Origin of the sequence: Bradyrhizobium sp. Pha-3 (genome assembly GCF_042258615.1) — a bacterium.
Classification (GTDB): domain Bacteria; phylum Pseudomonadota; class Alphaproteobacteria; order Rhizobiales; family Xanthobacteraceae; genus Bradyrhizobium.
Window position 1 is genome coordinate 1387297 of the sequence record NZ_CP170152.1, and the last position, 15456, is coordinate 1402752.

At 65.4% G+C, this 15456-nt stretch carries 17 protein-coding genes; 11 read left to right on the forward strand and 6 right to left on the reverse strand.

All coding sequences use genetic code 11. From position 1 onward, the window contains the following. Window positions 1-148: 148 nt before the first annotated feature. From ACE10Z_RS06445 to ACE10Z_RS06465, 5 genes are all read left to right on the forward strand, one after another. Entirely contained in the window at window positions 149-343 is a 195-nt protein-coding gene (locus ACE10Z_RS06445) for a twin transmembrane helix small protein (RefSeq protein ID WP_375787194.1), read from the forward strand. Window positions 344-505: 162 nt separating this feature from the next. Beyond that, entirely contained in the window at window positions 506-1078 is a 573-nt protein-coding gene (locus ACE10Z_RS06450; protein ID WP_375787195.1) for a cob(I)yrinic acid a,c-diamide adenosyltransferase, read from the forward strand. Between the two features lie 117 nt (window positions 1079-1195). Next, a complete protein-coding gene (locus ACE10Z_RS06455) occupies window positions 1196-1945 on the forward strand; it encodes an electron transfer flavoprotein subunit beta/FixA family protein (protein ID WP_375787196.1) in 750 nt (249 codons plus the stop codon). Beyond that, window positions 1945-2895, forward strand: a complete 951-nt coding sequence (locus ACE10Z_RS06460) for an electron transfer flavoprotein subunit alpha/FixB family protein (RefSeq protein WP_050422791.1) — start codon at window positions 1945-1947, stop codon at window positions 2893-2895. The genes ACE10Z_RS06455 and ACE10Z_RS06460 overlap by 1 nt, the downstream gene beginning before the upstream one ends. 247 nt (window positions 2896-3142) lie before the next feature. After that, window positions 3143-4024, forward strand: a complete 882-nt coding sequence (locus ACE10Z_RS06465) for a 3-hydroxybutyryl-CoA dehydrogenase (protein WP_375787197.1) — start codon at window positions 3143-3145, stop codon at window positions 4022-4024. A gap of 13 nt (window positions 4025-4037) precedes the next feature. Here the strand turns inward: ACE10Z_RS06465 and ACE10Z_RS06470 are convergent, their stop codons facing one another. Genes ACE10Z_RS06470 through ACE10Z_RS06480 form a run of 3 tightly spaced genes read right to left on the reverse strand, consistent with a single transcriptional unit; the run spans window position 4038 to window position 5751 of the window. Beyond that, window positions 4038-4163 carry a hypothetical protein gene (locus tag ACE10Z_RS06470; RefSeq protein WP_375787198.1) on the reverse strand — a complete coding sequence of 42 codons (126 nt, stop codon included), beginning with the start codon at window positions 4161-4163 and terminating at the stop codon, window positions 4038-4040. Then, on the reverse strand, window positions 4160-5371 hold the full coding sequence (locus ACE10Z_RS06475; RefSeq protein WP_375787199.1) for a pyridoxal phosphate-dependent aminotransferase: 1212 nt from the start codon (window positions 5369-5371) through the stop codon (window positions 4160-4162). Before ACE10Z_RS06475 ends, ACE10Z_RS06470 begins: the two co-directional genes overlap by 4 nt. Next, window positions 5368-5751, reverse strand: a complete 384-nt coding sequence (locus ACE10Z_RS06480) for a tautomerase family protein (protein ID WP_375787200.1) — start codon at window positions 5749-5751, stop codon at window positions 5368-5370. The genes ACE10Z_RS06475 and ACE10Z_RS06480 overlap by 4 nt, the downstream gene beginning before the upstream one ends. A 112-nt stretch (window positions 5752-5863) precedes the next feature. Here ACE10Z_RS06480 and ACE10Z_RS06485 point away from each other — a divergent pair, with 112 nt between their 5' ends. Both ACE10Z_RS06485 and ACE10Z_RS06490 read left to right on the forward strand, forming a co-directional pair. Then, window positions 5864-6715: a LysR substrate-binding domain-containing protein gene (locus tag ACE10Z_RS06485; protein WP_375787201.1), complete on the forward strand. Its 852-nt coding sequence runs from the start codon at window positions 5864-5866 to the stop codon at window positions 6713-6715. Between the two features lie 101 nt (window positions 6716-6816). Further along, window positions 6817-7005 (forward strand): putative motility protein, encoded by a 189-nt coding sequence (locus tag ACE10Z_RS06490; protein ID WP_092123268.1) that lies wholly within the window; start codon window positions 6817-6819, stop codon window positions 7003-7005. Here ACE10Z_RS06490 and ACE10Z_RS06495 read toward each other — a convergent pair whose 3' ends face one another. After that, the gene (locus tag ACE10Z_RS06495) at window positions 7006-7698 is read right to left on the reverse strand and encodes a TlpA disulfide reductase family protein (RefSeq protein WP_375787202.1); all 693 of its coding nucleotides are present in this window, start codon (window positions 7696-7698) and stop codon (window positions 7006-7008) included. Window positions 7699-7826: 128 nt separating this feature from the next. Between ACE10Z_RS06495 and argH the strand changes: the two genes are divergently transcribed. The 3 genes from argH (at window position 7827) to lysA (ending at window position 10924) form a co-directional block, all read left to right on the forward strand. Continuing rightward, a complete protein-coding gene (gene argH / locus ACE10Z_RS06500; RefSeq protein ID WP_375787203.1) occupies window positions 7827-9224 on the forward strand; it encodes an argininosuccinate lyase in 1398 nt (465 codons plus the stop codon). Between the two features lie 92 nt (window positions 9225-9316). After that, complete coding sequence (locus ACE10Z_RS06505; RefSeq protein WP_375787204.1) at window positions 9317-9586, forward strand: lipoprotein; 270 nt, start codon at window positions 9317-9319, stop codon at window positions 9584-9586. Window positions 9587-9658: 72 nt separating this feature from the next. Continuing rightward, window positions 9659-10924 (forward strand): diaminopimelate decarboxylase, encoded by a 1266-nt coding sequence (lysA, locus tag ACE10Z_RS06510; protein WP_375787205.1) that lies wholly within the window; start codon window positions 9659-9661, stop codon window positions 10922-10924. 215 nt (window positions 10925-11139) lie between these two features. Here the strand turns inward: lysA and ACE10Z_RS06515 are convergent, their stop codons facing one another. Further along, the gene (locus tag ACE10Z_RS06515; RefSeq protein ID WP_375787206.1) at window positions 11140-12048 is read right to left on the reverse strand and encodes an NAD(P)-dependent oxidoreductase; all 909 of its coding nucleotides are present in this window, start codon (window positions 12046-12048) and stop codon (window positions 11140-11142) included. Window positions 12049-12236: 188 nt separating this feature from the next. Beyond that, window positions 12237-12620: a carboxymuconolactone decarboxylase family protein gene (locus ACE10Z_RS06520; RefSeq protein ID WP_018268955.1), complete on the reverse strand. Its 384-nt coding sequence runs from the start codon at window positions 12618-12620 to the stop codon at window positions 12237-12239. Between the two features lie 171 nt (window positions 12621-12791). On the opposite strand from ACE10Z_RS06520, the gene ACE10Z_RS06525 reads away from it, so the two are divergent. Then, entirely contained in the window at window positions 12792-15410 is a 2619-nt protein-coding gene (locus ACE10Z_RS06525; protein ID WP_375787207.1) for a TIGR02302 family protein, read from the forward strand. Window positions 15411-15456: the final 46 nt, after the last annotated feature.

The window sequence follows — 15456 nt, forward strand, 5'->3', positions numbered from 1 at the left end:
ACGAAGCTGCTTCACATTCCACCCGGCATTGTCGAAAACCGCTCAGTCCGAGACCGGACCCAGCATCTGATATTACGCGGTGAAAAGCCAGTTGGTTGCTTCCGCCGCCTGTGTGGAAGTCCGCGTCCTGCGGTGTTATGTACCGCGGATGACATCTGTCCTCAGCATGATCGTTCTTCCCATCGCCGTCGGCGCCGTTGCGCTGGTGCTCCTGCTCGGCCTCGTCAACATGATGAAGGGCGGCTCGCCGAACACATCGCAGAAGCTGATGCGGCTGCGCGTGCTGTTTCAGTTCGTCGCCATCGTCATCGCGATGCTCGCGGTCTGGGCGATGGGGCGGTAGCTGAGGTACACTTTTCACCTCTCCCATGGGGAGAGGTCGGATCGCCTCAGCGATCCGGGTGAGGGGTTCAGGCTCACCGATAGACTGTGACCCCTCACCCGCTCGCAAGATGCTCGCGACCTCTCCCCATGGGAGAGGTGGACTCGAACACCGGAGCCAGCCATGGTCGTTCTCAATCGGATCTACACGCGCACCGGCGATGACGGCACCACCGCGCTCGGTACCGGCGAGCGGCGGCCGAAATACGATCTGCGGGTTGCAGCCTACGGCACCGTCGACGAGACCAATGCCGCGATCGGCGTGGTGCGGCTGCATCTGGCCGACAGTCCCGAGGTCGATGCGATGCTCGGCCGGATCCAAAACGATCTGTTTGATCTCGGCGCCGACCTTGCGGTGCCCGAGCGCGAGGGCAAGGCTGAGCGTCTGCGGATGCTGGCGAGCCAGGTCGAGCGGCTGGAGCGCGATATCGACAGCCTCAACGACCAGCTTGCGCCGCTGACCTCGTTCGTGCTGCCCGGCGGGACGCCGGCTTCTGCATATCTGCATCTCGCCCGGACGATATGTCGCCGTGCGGAACGGATGATGGTGGAACTCGCAGCCCGGCCGGACGAGACGGTCAATGAAGCTGGCATCCAGTATATGAACCGACTGTCGGATTTCCTGTTCGTTGCCAGCCGCTTCCTGAACAATAAAGGGGCGGGGGACGTGTTGTGGGTGCCGGGCCAGAACCGTTAGACTGGCTCAAAACCGGGGGACGGTTTTTTGGCTTTGCCGCGTTGACCGGGGGGTACGGGACCTTTAGGTTCCGCGCCAGCCAACCGAAACCCATAAAATCAAAGCGAAAGAGGATCGATGAAGGTTCTTGTGCCGGTAAAGCGGGTCGTCGACTACAACGTCAAGGTCCGCGTCAAGAGCGATGGATCGGGCGTGGAGCTCGCCAACGTCAAGATGTCGATGAACCCGTTCGATGAGATCGCCGTCGAGGAAGCGCTGCGGCTGAAGGAAGCCGGCAAGGCGACCGAAGTGGTGGTGGTGTCGATCGGACCGGCGCAGGCTTCCGAGACCATTCGCACCGGGCTCGCGATGGGCGCCGACCGCGGCATCCTGGTCAAGGCCGAAGGCAATGTCGAACCGCTCGCGGTTGCCAAGATCCTCAAGGCCGTAGTCGAGGCGGAGCAGCCCGGCCTCGTCATTCTCGGCAAGCAGGCGATCGACGACGACTCGAACCAGACCGGCCAGATGCTGGCCGCACTGCTCGGCTGGTCGCAGGCGACCTTCGCCTCCAAGCTCGAGGTCGATGGTTCTGATTTCAAAGTCACCCGCGAAGTCGATGGCGGCCTGCAGACCGTCAAGCTGAAGGGCCCCGCGATCGTCACCACTGACCTCCGCCTCAACGAGCCGCGCTATGCGTCGCTGCCCAACATCATGAAGGCGAAGAAGAAGCCTATCGACGACAAGAGCGCCTCGGATTACGGCGTCGATCTGACGCCGCGCCTGGAAGTGCTGAAGACCGCGGAGCCGGCAGGCCGCAAGGCGGGCGTCAAGGTCAAGGACGTCGCCGAACTCGTGAACAAGCTCAAGACCGAAGCCGGGGTTCTCTGATGACGACGCTGTTGATTGCCGAACACGACCACGAGACCCTGAAGGACTCGACCAACAAGGCGCTGACCGCGGCGAGCCAGCTCGGCGGCGATGTCCATGTTCTGGTTGCCGGCGGCGGCCAGGGCACCAAGGCGGCAGCGGAAGCCGCCGCCAAGCTTGCCGGCGTCAGCAAGGTGCTGGTGGCCGAAGGCCCGGCCTATGAGCACGACCTTGCCGAGCCGCTGGCTGCGCTGATCGTCGCGCTGGCGCCGGGCTATGACGCCTTTGTCGCGCCCGCGACCTCGCGCTTCAAGAACGTGATGCCGCGCGTCGCAGCGCTGCTCGACGTCATGCAGGTTTCCGAGATCATCAAGGTCGTCGCGCCCGACACCTATGAGCGGCCGATCTATGCCGGCAACGCGATCCAGACCGTGAAGTCGAAGGACGCCAAGAAGGTGATCACGGTGCGCACCTCGACCTTCGCCGCGGCCGGCGAGGGCGGCAGCGCCGCGATCGAGAACGCCGCATCCGCCGCCGATCCGGGCCTGTCGACGTTCGTCGGCGAGGAAGTCGCCAAGAGCGACCGTCCGGAACTGACCTCGGCCAAGATCATCGTCTCGGGTGGCCGGGCCATGCAGAGCCGCGAGAACTTCGCCAAATACATCGAGCCGCTCGCCGACAAGCTCGGCGCCGGCGTCGGCGCCTCGCGCGCCGCGGTCGATGCCGGCTATGCGCCGAACGATTGGCAGGTCGGCCAGACCGGCAAGGTGGTGGCCCCGGAACTCTATGTCGCGGTCGGCATCTCCGGCGCGATCCAGCATCTGGCCGGCATGAAGGACTCCAAGGTGATCGTCGCCATCAACAAGGATGAGGACGCACCGATCTTCCAGGTCGCCGATTACGGCCTGGTCGCCGACCTCTACCAGGCGGTTCCGGAGCTGACCGAAGCACTCGGCAAGCTCGGAAAGTAAGCGACAAGACACCGGCCGGGTGGGTAAGCTCCGGCCGGTGTTGTTATTTTCGAGGCAATGATCCGGAAACGTTTTTCCGGAAGGATCATGCCCGATAGGGGAAATGGGATCGGGATGTGATTGCCTGCAATCACATCATGGTCCCGGGAAACGTTTTCCGGCGGATTGGGCAACCCGGAAGGCTTCACTTCGGGTATCGTTGGAATTGGGCAGGCGCGACATGCGCGCCGTTCCGGTGGATGACAAGATGACGGTGGCAATCAAAAAGGTCGGCGTGATCGGTTCGGGCCAGATGGGCAATGGCATTGCCCATGTGGCGGCGCTGGCCGGTTTCGACGTGGTGCTCAATGACGTCTCCGCGGACCGGCTGAAGTCGGCGCTGGCGACCATCAACGGCAATCTGACCCGCCAGGTCGCCAAGAAGGCGATCAGCGAGAGCGAGCGCAAGCAGGCGCTCGACCGCATCGCCTCCGCCGAGACGATCGATGCGCTGGCCGATTGCGATCTCGTGATCGAGACCGCGGTCGAGAAGGAAGAGACCAAGCGCAAGATATTCCACGACGTCTGTGCGGTGCTGAAGCCGGAAGCGATCGTCGCGACCAACTCGTCGTCGATCTCGATCACACGGCTCGCCGCCTCGACCGACCGCCCGGAGAAATTCATCGGCATTCATTTCATGAATCCGGTGCCGGCAATGGAGCTGGTCGAGCTGATCCGCGGCATCGCCACCGACGACACGACCTTCGACACCGCCAAGGCGTTCGTCGCCAAGCTCGGCAAGCAGGTCGCGGTGTCGGAAGATTTTCCCGCCTTCATCGTCAACCGCATTCTGCTGCCGATGATCAACGAGGCGATCTACACGCTGTATGAAGGCGTCGGTAACGTCGAGGCGATCGATGCCGCGATGAAGCTCGGCGCGCACCATCCGATGGGCCCGCTCGAGCTCGCCGATTTCATCGGCCTCGACACCTGCCTGTCGATCATGCAGGTGCTGCATGAGGGGCTGGCCGATTCCAAGTACCGGCCGTGCCCGCTGCTGGTGAAATACGTCGAGGCCGGCTGGCTCGGACGCAAGTCCCAGCGCGGCTTCTACGACTACCGCGGCGACAAGCCGGTTCCGACGCGGTAATCCCCGCGCCTCGTCAGATCAGTGCCCGCAGCAGCGCAAGCGTCGCGGGCACGAGACCTGCAATCATTGCCATACCCGTTCCAAGTCCGAGCAGATGCGCTGTCAGCGCGAGCCGCTCGCTTTGCCCGTGCGCCGTCATTGCAGTGCCTCGCAGGCGCGCTTCAGACGCCTGGCAGCTTGCTCGATGATCGATGACGGGTTGGCGAAGCTGAGGCGGATATAGGGCGACAGCCCGAGATCCTCGCCGGGGAACACCACCAGATCGGCGTGTTCAAGCAGGTAGGTCGCAAAATCGCGGTCGGTCTCGATCACTCTGCCGTCGGGAGCGCGCTTGCCGATCACGCCGGCGCAACTGACCAGCAGATAGAACGTGCCTTCGGGCGGCGTGCAGGACAGCCCGCTGCATCCGTTCACGCGTTCGGCAAAGTGGTCACGTCTCGCGCGAAGAAGGGCGGCGCGCTCGGCCAGCACGTCCTGCGCGCCCTCAAGGGCTGCGACCGCAGCGGCCTGGCTGATCGACGAGGCGCCCGACGTGGTCTGCGACTGGATCGTGATCATCTCGCGGATCAGCGCCGATGGGCCAGCGGCATAGCCGATGCGCCAGCCCATCATGGCGTAGGTCTTGGCGAGGCCGCTGACGGTCAGCGTCCGCGGCCTCAGGCGCGGCTCGATCTGCGCGAGTGTCGGCGCAGGTCGGCCGTCGAATACGATGTGCTCGTAGAGCCCGTCGGCAAGCACCCAGATATCGGGATGCTGCAAGAGGACCGCGGCGAGCTCAGCCAAATCCTTCGTCGAATAGACTGCACCCGAGGGATTGACCGGATTGTTGATCACGATCCAGCGCGTCCGCGCCGATATCGCCGCCTGCAAATCCTCCACACGCAGCTTGAAGCCGTTGTTCTGCGCGCACGGCACGATCACCGGCGTCGCGCCTGCCAGCCGCACCTGATCGAGATAGGGCGTCCAATACGGCGCGGGGATGATCACCTCGTCTTCAGGCGCCAGCGTCGCCAGCAGCGCGTTGAACAGCGCTTGCGTCGAGCCGTTGGTAATGACGATCTCGTCCGGCCGATAGTCGAGTTGATGGTCGCGCAGCAGCGCGGCCTGCACCGCCCGCTTCAGCTCCGGCGTGCCGTCGACATCGGTGTAGCGGGTTTCGCCGCGCAACGCCGCGTCATGCGCCGCCGCGATCACATGATCCGGCGTCGGGAAGTCCAGATTGCCCGACGACAGCTCGATGATGTCGCGTCCGGCCGCGCGCAGTTCACGGGCGCGGCGGCGGAGGACGGACGCCGGCGAAGCCTTGATGCCGCCCATGCGCGGCGAGAGGATCGGTGCGGCGGTCATCGGACGTACTGCGCCTCACCGTTGCCGAACGACCAGTTCTCCGGCAGCACCTCGACCAGGTTGATGAAGATGTCTTCAGTGCGCAGCCCGGGGCTTTCCGTCAGCAGGTCGGCGATCCGTCGATAGAGCCTCTGCTTCTGCGCCACCGGGCGGGTGTTGCTGACCGTGATCTGGATGATGACCAGATCGTCGCTGCGCCTGATGCCGAGATAGTCCGCCCCATAGGCGAAATCGTCGTCATCGTGCTCGGAGATCGTCATGAAGCGATCGCCTTCCGGCACATCGAAGGTCTCGCGCATGGCGCGATAAAGGCTCTCGAGAATGGCCTTGCGGTAGGCGGCGGGCTTGCCCCGTCGCAATGAGACGCGGGTCAGCGGCATGATGGGTGTCTCCTGGTAGCAATCGTTGACTGCGCTGATCCTAGGAGTTCGTTGATCATTGAAAAACGGTATGGTATCGTATTTCAATGATTGCCAATTTAAATGAATGGCCATGAAGGCGCTCGACGTCGAGGCGGTGCAGGCCTTTGTCCTGGTCGCCGACCTCAGCAGCTTCACGCGGGCAGCGCAGGTCATGGAGACCACGCAGTCGGCGATCAGCCTGAAGATCAGGCGGCTGGAAGACGGGCTCGGCCGGCGGCTGCTGGAGCGAACGCCGCGGCTGGTCCGACTGTCCGCGGAGGGCACTGCCTTCCTCGGCGCGGCGCGCAATCTGGTGGCCGCGCATCAATCGGCGCTCGGGTCGTTTGCGGTTGAACACCGTCGGCTCGTCGTCGGCATCAGCCACCACATCGTCGGATCGGAATTGGCCTCGCTGTTGAAGCGGATGAATGCCACCGATCCCGGACTGGTGATCCAGTTGCACGTCGATACGTCGCGTTCGGTGCTCGGCGCATTCGACGACGGCAAGCTCGATGCTGCGATCGTGCTGCGCCACGATGCCAAGCGCCGCGATGGCGACGTGCTGTTCGAAGAACCCTTCGGCTGGATGGCCGCGCCGGATTTTCATCATCGGCCGGGCGAGCCGCTGCGCCTCGCGACGCAAGCCGAGCCTTGCAGCGTGCGCGCTATGGCGGTCGAGACTCTCGACGCCGCCGGCATCGCCTGGACCGAGGCGTTCGTCGGTGGCGGGCTTTCGACGATCGGGGCCGCGATCTCCGCGGGGCTGGCCGTCGCCGCGCTGGCGCGCCGGGTGGCGCCGGCGGATACCGTCGACCTCGGACCGCGACTTGGCCTGCCGCCATTGCCGTCGCGCGACGTCATGCTTCACTCAAAGCTGTCGGACGCGCGGACCCGGCAGGCGCTGCGTACCCTCGGCGCGGCCTTCGCGGCGAACGCGGCCTGAGCGGCGCATCATCCAAACGATGCGTCAGCCTGACGCGGCCATCCGTTACCCAAACATTAACTTTCGCGCGCTACGCAAAGCCAAGTTTGGGAGTGCCGCGTATGGACATGATGAGCATGGTGTCGAGCATCCTGTCGATGCAGCAGGGCAATCTGCAGGGTCAGATCGCGACCCGCGTGACCAAGCAGAACCTCGATGCGGAAAAATTCGCGGTTCAGACCCTGCTCGGCACGCCGTCGACCGCCAATCTCGGTCCCGGCGTCGGCGGCAACCTCAACGCCGTCGCCTGATCAGAACCCCGCCGCGGCCGGGGCTAGCGCCGCCTTCACCAGCTTGATCGCATCGTCACTCGCCCATTCGGCGGGACCGGCGATATTGGCGATTTCGCAGCCCTTGCCGTCGACCAGCACCGAGGTCGGCATGCCGAGCGCCTTGCCTATGTTCTTAAGGTCCTGAAAGACCTTGGCTTTCTGGTCGCTGAAATAACCGAGATTGGTCAGATTGGCTTCCTTGAGGAAGTTCTTCGGCTTGTCCGGGTCGCGGGTGTCGATGTTGATCGCGACCACCTCGAAATCCTTGCCGCCGAGCTTGGTTTGCAGGCTGTCGAGCGCGGGCATTTCCTTGCGGCAGGGCACGCACCAGGTCGCCCACAAATTGACCAGCACCGTCTTGCCGCGCCAGTCCGAGAGTTTCTTCGGCTGGCCGTTGGCGTCCTCGAAGGTCAGGTCGGGAAGCCTCAGCGGCGTGGTCGCCATGGTCAGCGCCGCGACCTCGCCATGGGCGAGCGGGGCGATCTTCTTGGCCAGATCCACCGCGCTGTTGCAGGCGACGTCGCCGCCGGCGGGATGCCTGAGGCCGGAGACGCCGACATAGCCGATCACGGCCCCGGCCAGCACGGCACCGATCACCAGCGGGATGCGCCATTTGGCAGTCGGCCTGGCACTCGGCTTGGCGGTCGGTTCGGATGGGGTCGTCTCGGGCATATCGTTTGTCATCCTGGGTCAGATATGGCTATGCAGTGCCGGGACTACGTCCGGAACCGCCATGCTGTTTCGCCACTACGGCCAAAGAAACAGCACGGCCTGAAATACAAATTCGTGAGCGAGATGTCATGAGCAACAAGATGTGGGGCGGCCGGTTCTCGGAGCGTCCCGACGCCATCATGGAGGAAATCAACGTCTCCATCGACGTCGACCGTCACCTTTACGCCCAGGACATTGCCGCGTCCAAGGCCCACGCCGCGATGCTCGCTGCGCAGGGCATCATCACCTCAGCTGATGCGAAAAATATCGGCAAAGGTCTAGACACGATTTTGTCAGAAATCGGCAAGGGCGATTTCGATTTCAAGCGCGCGCTCGAGGACATCCATATGAATGTCGAGTCGCGGCTGTCCGAACTGATCGGGCCGGCTGCTGGCCGGCTGCACACCGCACGCTCGCGCAACGACCAGGTCGCGACCGATTTCCGGCTCTATGTCCGCGACACCATCGACGAGACAAATGCCGCGCTGGCCGCGTTCCAGCAGGCGCTGGTCGCCCGCGCGCTGGAGCATGCCGGAACCGTGATGCCGGGCTTCACCCATCTGCAGACCGCGCAGCCCGTGACCTTCGGTCATCACCTCCTGGCCTATGTCGAGATGGCCGGCCGCGACCGCGGGCGCTTTGCCGATGCGCGCAAGCGGCTGAACGAATCGCCGCTCGGCGCCGCCGCGCTCGCCGGCACCTCGTTCCCGATCGATCGCACGGCTACCGCCAGGGCGCTCGGCTTCGACCGGCCGATGGCCAATTCGCTCGACGCGGTGTCCGACCGCGATTTCGTGCTGGAAACGCTGTCGGCGGCTGCGATCTGCGCGGTGCATATGTCGCGCTTCGCCGAGGAGATCGTGATCTGGACCTCGCCGCTGGTCGGTCTCGTCAAGCTCAGCGACAAGTTCACCACCGGCTCGTCGATCATGCCGCAGAAGCGCAACCCGGACGCCGCCGAGCTGGTGCGCGCCAAGACCGGCCGCGTGATCGGTGCGCTCACCGCGCTCCTGATCGTGATGAAGGGCCTGCCGCTCGCCTATCAAAAGGACATGCAGGAGGACAAGCAGGGCGCCATGGAGGCGTTCGAGGCGCTGTCGCTCGCGATCCGCGCCATGACCGGCATGGTCGAGGACCTGGTGCCGGACGAGGCGACGATGAAGGCCGCGGCCGGCGAGGGCTATGCTACCGCGACCGACCTGGCCGACTGGCTGGTGCGCACCCTGAAAATGCCGTTCCGCGACGCCCACCACGTGACCGGGCGCATCGTCGGCCTGGCCTCGGCACAGGGCGTGGCGCTGCACGAGCTGCCGCTCAAGGCCATGCAGGAGGTCGAGCCGAAGATTACGGCAGAGGCGCTGAAGGTGCTGAGCGTCGAATCCTCGGTCAAGAGCCGGACCTCGTTTGGCGGTACGGCGCCGAAGAATGTGATGGCGCAGGCCAAGGCTTGGGCCAAGCGGCTGGAAAAAGAGCGAAAATTGGGCTGATCCGGAAAATTTGGCCGTGATTTCATCGCGCTCCGCCTCTCGCCAGAGCACGCCAATGTTTGTATGGTGCCGCCCGAATTGGGGAATTCGTCGTGATTAGCAAGAACCGCCTGACCCCCTCGGGATGGGCCATCATTGTGCTGAGCGCTGCAACGCTTGCGCTCGGCGGCTGCGGCCGCAAGGGACCGCTCGACCTGCCGCCGACCGCGAACGCCGCGCCGGCCGCAGCACCGGGCGACACCGAGCGCGAGCGCGCGGCCCAGCCCAGCGTGTTCAATCCGACCTATGGTTCGGATGCCGCGCCGGCCGCGTCGAAAGGCAATAAACGGTCTTTCGTGCTCGATCCGCTGCTCGGCAACTAATATCTGGAGCATGATCCGGAAAAGTGGAAACCGGTTTTCCGAAAAGATCATGCTCAAACAATCAAGCCTGTCATGAACCATTTCGACTATCGCAACGGCGTGCTGCATGCCGAGGCGGTCAATCTCATTGAGCTGGCGGAGGCCGTCGGCACGCCGTTCTATTGCTATTCGACCGCGACGCTGGAGCGGCACTACCGCGTCTTCACCGAGGCCTTTGCCGGCGAGAAGGCACTGGTCTGCTACGCGATGAAGGCCAACTCCAACCAGTCGGTGCTGCGCACGCTGGCCAAGCTCGGCGCCGGGGCCGACGTGGTGTCCGGCGGTGAGTTGAAGCGGGCGCTCGCAGCCGGCATCCCGCCGTCGAAGATCCTGTTCTCCGGCGTCGGCAAGACCGAAGGCGAGCTGCGTGCCGCGCTCGCCGCCGACGTCCTCTGTATCAATATCGAGTCCGAGCCGGAGCTCGAGATGCTGTCGCGCGTTGCGGTCGAGATGAAGACGACCGCGCGCATCTCGGTGCGGGTCAATCCCGACGTCGATGCCGGCACCCACGCCAAGATCTCGACCGGCAAGTCGGAGAACAAGTTCGGCATTCCGATTGCGCGCGCCCGCGAGGTCTATGCCCGCGCGGCGAAGCTGCCGGGCATCAAGGTCACCGGCGCCGACGTGCATATCGGCAGCCAGATCACCGATCTCGGCCCGCTGGAGGCCGCCTTCCGGCTGCTCGCCGAATTCGTGCAGACGCTGCGCGCCGACGGCCACAACATCTCACATATCGATTTCGGCGGCGGCCTCGGCATTCCCTATTACATGGACCGCGCCGCGCCGCCGGCGCCGGCCGCCTATGCCGCGATGGTCAAGCGCGTCACGCATAATCTCGGCTGCACGCTGATGTTCGAGCCGGGCCGCCTGATCGTCGGCAATGCCGGCATCCTCGTCACCCGCGTGATCCATGTGAAGCCGGGCGACGCCAAGAACTTCGTGATCATCGACGCCGCGATGAACGACCTGATTCGGCCGACGCTGTATGAGGCGCATCACGACATCCTGCCGGTGCGCGAGCCTGCGCAGGGCACGCCGACCATGGTCGCCGACGTGGTCGGCCCGGTCTGCGAGACCGGCGACTACCTCGCGCTCGACCGTTCGCTGCCGCAGCCGAAGGCCGGCGATCTCTTGGCGATCATGACCGCCGGCGCCTATGGCGCGGTGCAGGCCGGCACCTACAACACGCGGCCGCTGGTGCCGGAAGTGCTGGTCAAGGACGACCAGTACGCCGTGGTCCGCCCGCGTATCGACGTCGACGCGCTGATCGCGATGGACAAGAGCGCGCCCTGGCTGTGATAGCCGGTGTCTCGCCTCACTAACGGTGTCGTCCCTGCGAAAGCAGGGACCCATAACCACCGCTCTTGATTGTTTTGCGGAGCTGTTGCCCCAGCCCAGCAAAACAACGAAACCCTGTGGTTATGGGTCCCGGGTCGCGCGGAGCCTGTCATCGGGCGGCGCTTCGCGCCGACCCGTTGGCTTGCCCGGGACGACAGCGCAATTTTTCGACAGCCTTACTTCGCTGCGTGACCGCCCTTGCCACCGCCGACGATCACGCCCGCGGCCTTCTCGATCGGCTTGATCGCCGCGGTGAAATCCGACTCCGGTCCCTCGTCGCGGATGATGACTTCCCAAAGCCGGCCGACCGCTTCGGCGACTTCCATCGACAGTCCGAGCGAACGCATTTCTTCGACCGCGAGCCGCACGTCCTTCACCATCAAACCGGTGGCGAAGCCGAAGTCGAAGCTGCGCGGCAAGACCGAACGCGGAAACTTGTCGCGGCTCGCGGTGTTCAGCCCCGAGCCCGCGTTGATGACGTCGATCATCACGGCCGGATCGAGTCCGGACTTCACGCCCATCACCACCGCTTCCGAGGTCGCGACCATCGCGGTCGCCGACAGGAAGTTGTTGGCGAGCTTCATGGTCTGGCCGGAGCCCGGCTTGGTGCCGATGAAGAACACCTTGCCGATGACGTCGAGGGCGCTCTTCACCAGTTCGAAATCGGCGCGCGGGCCCGACACCATCACCGCCAGCGTGCCCTTCTCGGCGCCGGAGACGCCGCCGGAGACCGGGCTGTCGATCTGCACGATGTTCTTCTTCGCCAGGAGATCGTGAATCTTCACCGCCATCTGCGAGCCGACGGTGGAGAGATCGATGAAGCGCTTGACGCGCTTGCCCTCGATCACGCCGCCGGCGCCGGTCGCAACCTCGAGCGAGGCCTGCAGCGAGGGCAGGCTCGCCATCACGGTCTCGACGCGGTCGGCGATGTCCTTCGGTGACGTTGCCGTTGCGGCGCCGAGCGCAACCAGCCTGTCGAGTGCGTCCTTGCTCGTGTCGAACACGGTGAGCTTGTGGCCGGCCTCGATCAGCCGGCGCGCCATCGGGAAGCCCATCTTCCCGAGGCCGATGAATCCGATTTCCATGGTGTTGTTTTTCTCCCTGGTCGCAGTGTGAGCGATGCCGCATGCCCACATTCAGTGTCGTCCTGGCGAAAGCCAGGACCCATAACCACCGCTCTTGATGATTGTGCGAAGCTGGGGCTCCAGCATCTCCAACCACGAAGGCCTGTGGTTGGGTCCCTGCTTTCGCAGGGACGACGGTTAGAGGCGCCTCACGCCTTGTTGTCGAGTTCGGCGAACACCTCGCGCGCGATGCGGAAGCTGTCGACGCCGGCCGGGATGCCGGCATAGATCGAGACCTGCATGAAGATCTCGCGGATCTCGTCGCGCGACACGCCGTTGGTCAGCGCGCCCTTGATGTGCGCCTTCAGTTCGTGCGGCCGGTTCAGGATCGAGATCATGGCGAGGTTGAGCATGCTGCGCGTCTTGCGCGGCAATTCCTCGCGGCCCCAGACCGCGCCCCAGCAATATTCCGTGACCAGTTCCTGGAACGGCTTGTTGAAGCTGTCCGAATTCTTCAGCGCATTGTTGACATAGGCCTCGCCGAGCACCGCCTTGCGGATTTCGAGCCCCTTGTCGTGCGTCTTCTGGTCCATGTCGTTTCCTCATGCGTTAAGGCGTTGGTTCGGCCGGGACGTTACGGGGTCGAACCGCCGCAGTCACGCCTTCGTGTTATGCGTATTTCCCGGTGTGGGTTACGTCCCGGAACGGGTGCCTCAAAGCCGCAGCTGTGCTAGGCTGACGTGCCGGCTACCCCGGAGATTTTATTGAGCGGAGCCAACATCGACCCGTCTGACACCCCGTCACGCGCCGCCCGCGACAGCGATGCGGACGCGCGGCTGAAGCTGACGCAATTGAAGCTGACCGAGGCTCTGCAGCGGGCGAAATTCGCGATTGCGTGGGAACGGGCGTGGCCGCATCTGGCGCGGTTCCTGACGGTCGCCGGTCTGTTCCTGGTCGCGTCCTGGGCCGGGCTGTGGCTGGTGCTGCCGTTTGCCGCACGCGTGGCCGGCGCCGCCCTGTTCGGCATTGCCGCGCTCGCGGCGCTGTTGCCGCTGCTGCGCTTCCGCTGGCCGAGCCGCGAGGAGGGCCTGAGCCGGCTCGACCGCGGCGCCGGCGTCCGCCATCGCCCGGCGACCACGCTCTCCGACACGCTGACCAACAAGGACCCGTTCGCGCTGGCGCTGTGGCAGGCGCAGCGCGAGCGCACGCTGGCCTCGATCAAGCGCATCCGCGCCGGCCTGCCGCGGCCGCGGGTCTCGCTGCACGACCCCTGGGCGCTGCGCGCGCTGGTCATCGTGATGCTGGTCGCGACCTATGTCGCGGCCGGCGACGAGCGCGGCCTGCGGGTTGCCTCCGCGTTCGACTGGAACGGCATCATGGCGCCGGCCAATGTCCGGGTCGACGCCTGGGTGACGCCGCCGAACTACACCGGCAAGCCGCCGATCATCCTGTCCAATGCCAACAAGGACGCAGCCGCGGCCGACACCACCCCGCTCGCGGTTCCGGCCGGCAGCACGCTGCTGGTGCGCTCCAGCGGCGGCACCATCGACGTCGTGGTCGGTGGCGGCGTCGCCGAGGTCGCGCCCGAAGGGCAGGCGCCCAAGGGCACCAATGAGCGGCATTTCAAGATCACCGGCGACGGCACCGCGCATGTCCGCGCCCCGGCCGGGCAGCCGCAGTGGAAATTCACCGCGACGCCGGACCGCCCGCCGTCGATTGCGCTCGCCAAGGATCCGGAGCGGCAGGCGCGCGGCGCCTTGCAGATGTCCTACAGGCTCGAGGACGATTACGGTGTCACCGAAGCCCGCGCGCAGTTCGCGGCGCGGCCTGCCGATGCGCCGAAAGATGCCGATGGCAAGGCAGCGCAGCCGCGTCCGCTGTTCGAGCCGCCGCAATTTCCGCTGGTGCTGCCGAATGCGCGCACCCGCAACGGCGTCGGGCAGACCGTCAAAGACCTCAGCGAGGACCCTTACGCGGGCGCCGACGTGACGCTGACGCTGACCGCCAAGGACGAGGCCGGCAATGAGGGCGGCAGCGAGCCCTTCAACATGCGGCTGCCCGAGCGGCTGTTCACCAAGCCCTTGGCGCGCGCGCTAATCGAGCAGCGCCGCATCCTGGCGCTCGATGCCAACCAGAACGGCCAGGTCTACGCCGCGCTCGACGCGCTGATGATCGCGCCGGAAATGTTCATGCCGGAGACCGGCTATTATCTCGGCCTCCACACCGTGAGCCGCCAGCTCGAGGCGGCGCGCACCGACGACCAGCTGCGCGAGGTCGTCGCCAGCCTGTGGGCGCTCGCCGTCACCATCGAGGACGGCAACATCACCGATGTCGACAAGGCGTTGCGCGCGGCGCAGGACGCGCTCAAGCAGGCGCTGGAGCGCGGCGCGAGCGACGAGGAGATCAAGAAGCTCACCGACAATCTGCGCGCGGCGCTGGACAATTTCCTGCGCCAGATGGTCGAGCAGTTCCGCAACAACCCGCAGCAGCTCGCCCGCCCGCTCGATCCCAACGCCAAGGTGCTGAGCCAGCAGGACCTCAAGAACATGCTCGATCGCATGGAGCGGCTGTCGCGCTCCGGCGACAAGGATGCGGCGCGGCAGCTGCTGGAACAGATGCAGCAGATGCTGGAAAACCTGCAGATGGCGCAGCCCAATCAGGGCGACGACGACATGCAGCAGTCGCTCAACGAGCTCGGCGACATGATCCGCAAGCAGCAGCAGTTGCGCGACAAGACCTTCAAGCAGGGCCAGGATTCCCGCCGCGACCGGATGCGCGGCAAGCAGGGCGACCAGTCGATGGGCGACCTGCAGCAGGATCAGCAGGCGCTGCGCGACCGCCTGAAGAAGCTGCAGGAAGAGCTCGCCAAGCGCGGCATGGGCCCGGAGCAGCGCGGCCAGAAGGGCCAGAAGGGGCAAGGCCAGAAGGGCGACCAGGCGCAGCAGGGCGACCAGGGTGGCGATCAGGGTGATGACGACGGCGATGGGCTCGACCAGGCCGATTCCGCGATGGGTGATGCCTCCGGGCGGCTCGGCGAGGGCAATGCCGACGGTGCGGTGGATTCGCAAGGCCGCGCGCTGGATGCGCTGCGCAAGGGCGCGCAGAGCCTTGCCGACGCGATGCAGCAGGGCGACGGCGACCAGCCGGGCGATGGTCCCGGCAACCGCGCCGGCCGCCAGCAGAGCGGTGGCAACCAGACCGATCCGCTCGGCCGGCCGCTGCACGGCCGCGAGTTCGGCGACGACTACACGGTGAAGATCCCCGGCGAGATCGACGTCCAGCGCGTCCGCCGCATCCTCGAAGAGCTGCGCCGCCGCCTCGCCGATCCGTCACGCCCGCAGATCGAGCTCGACTACATCGAGCGGCTGCTGAAGGATTATTGAGCCCGCCATCCTCTCCGCTGTCATCGCCCGGCCTCGACCGGGCGAT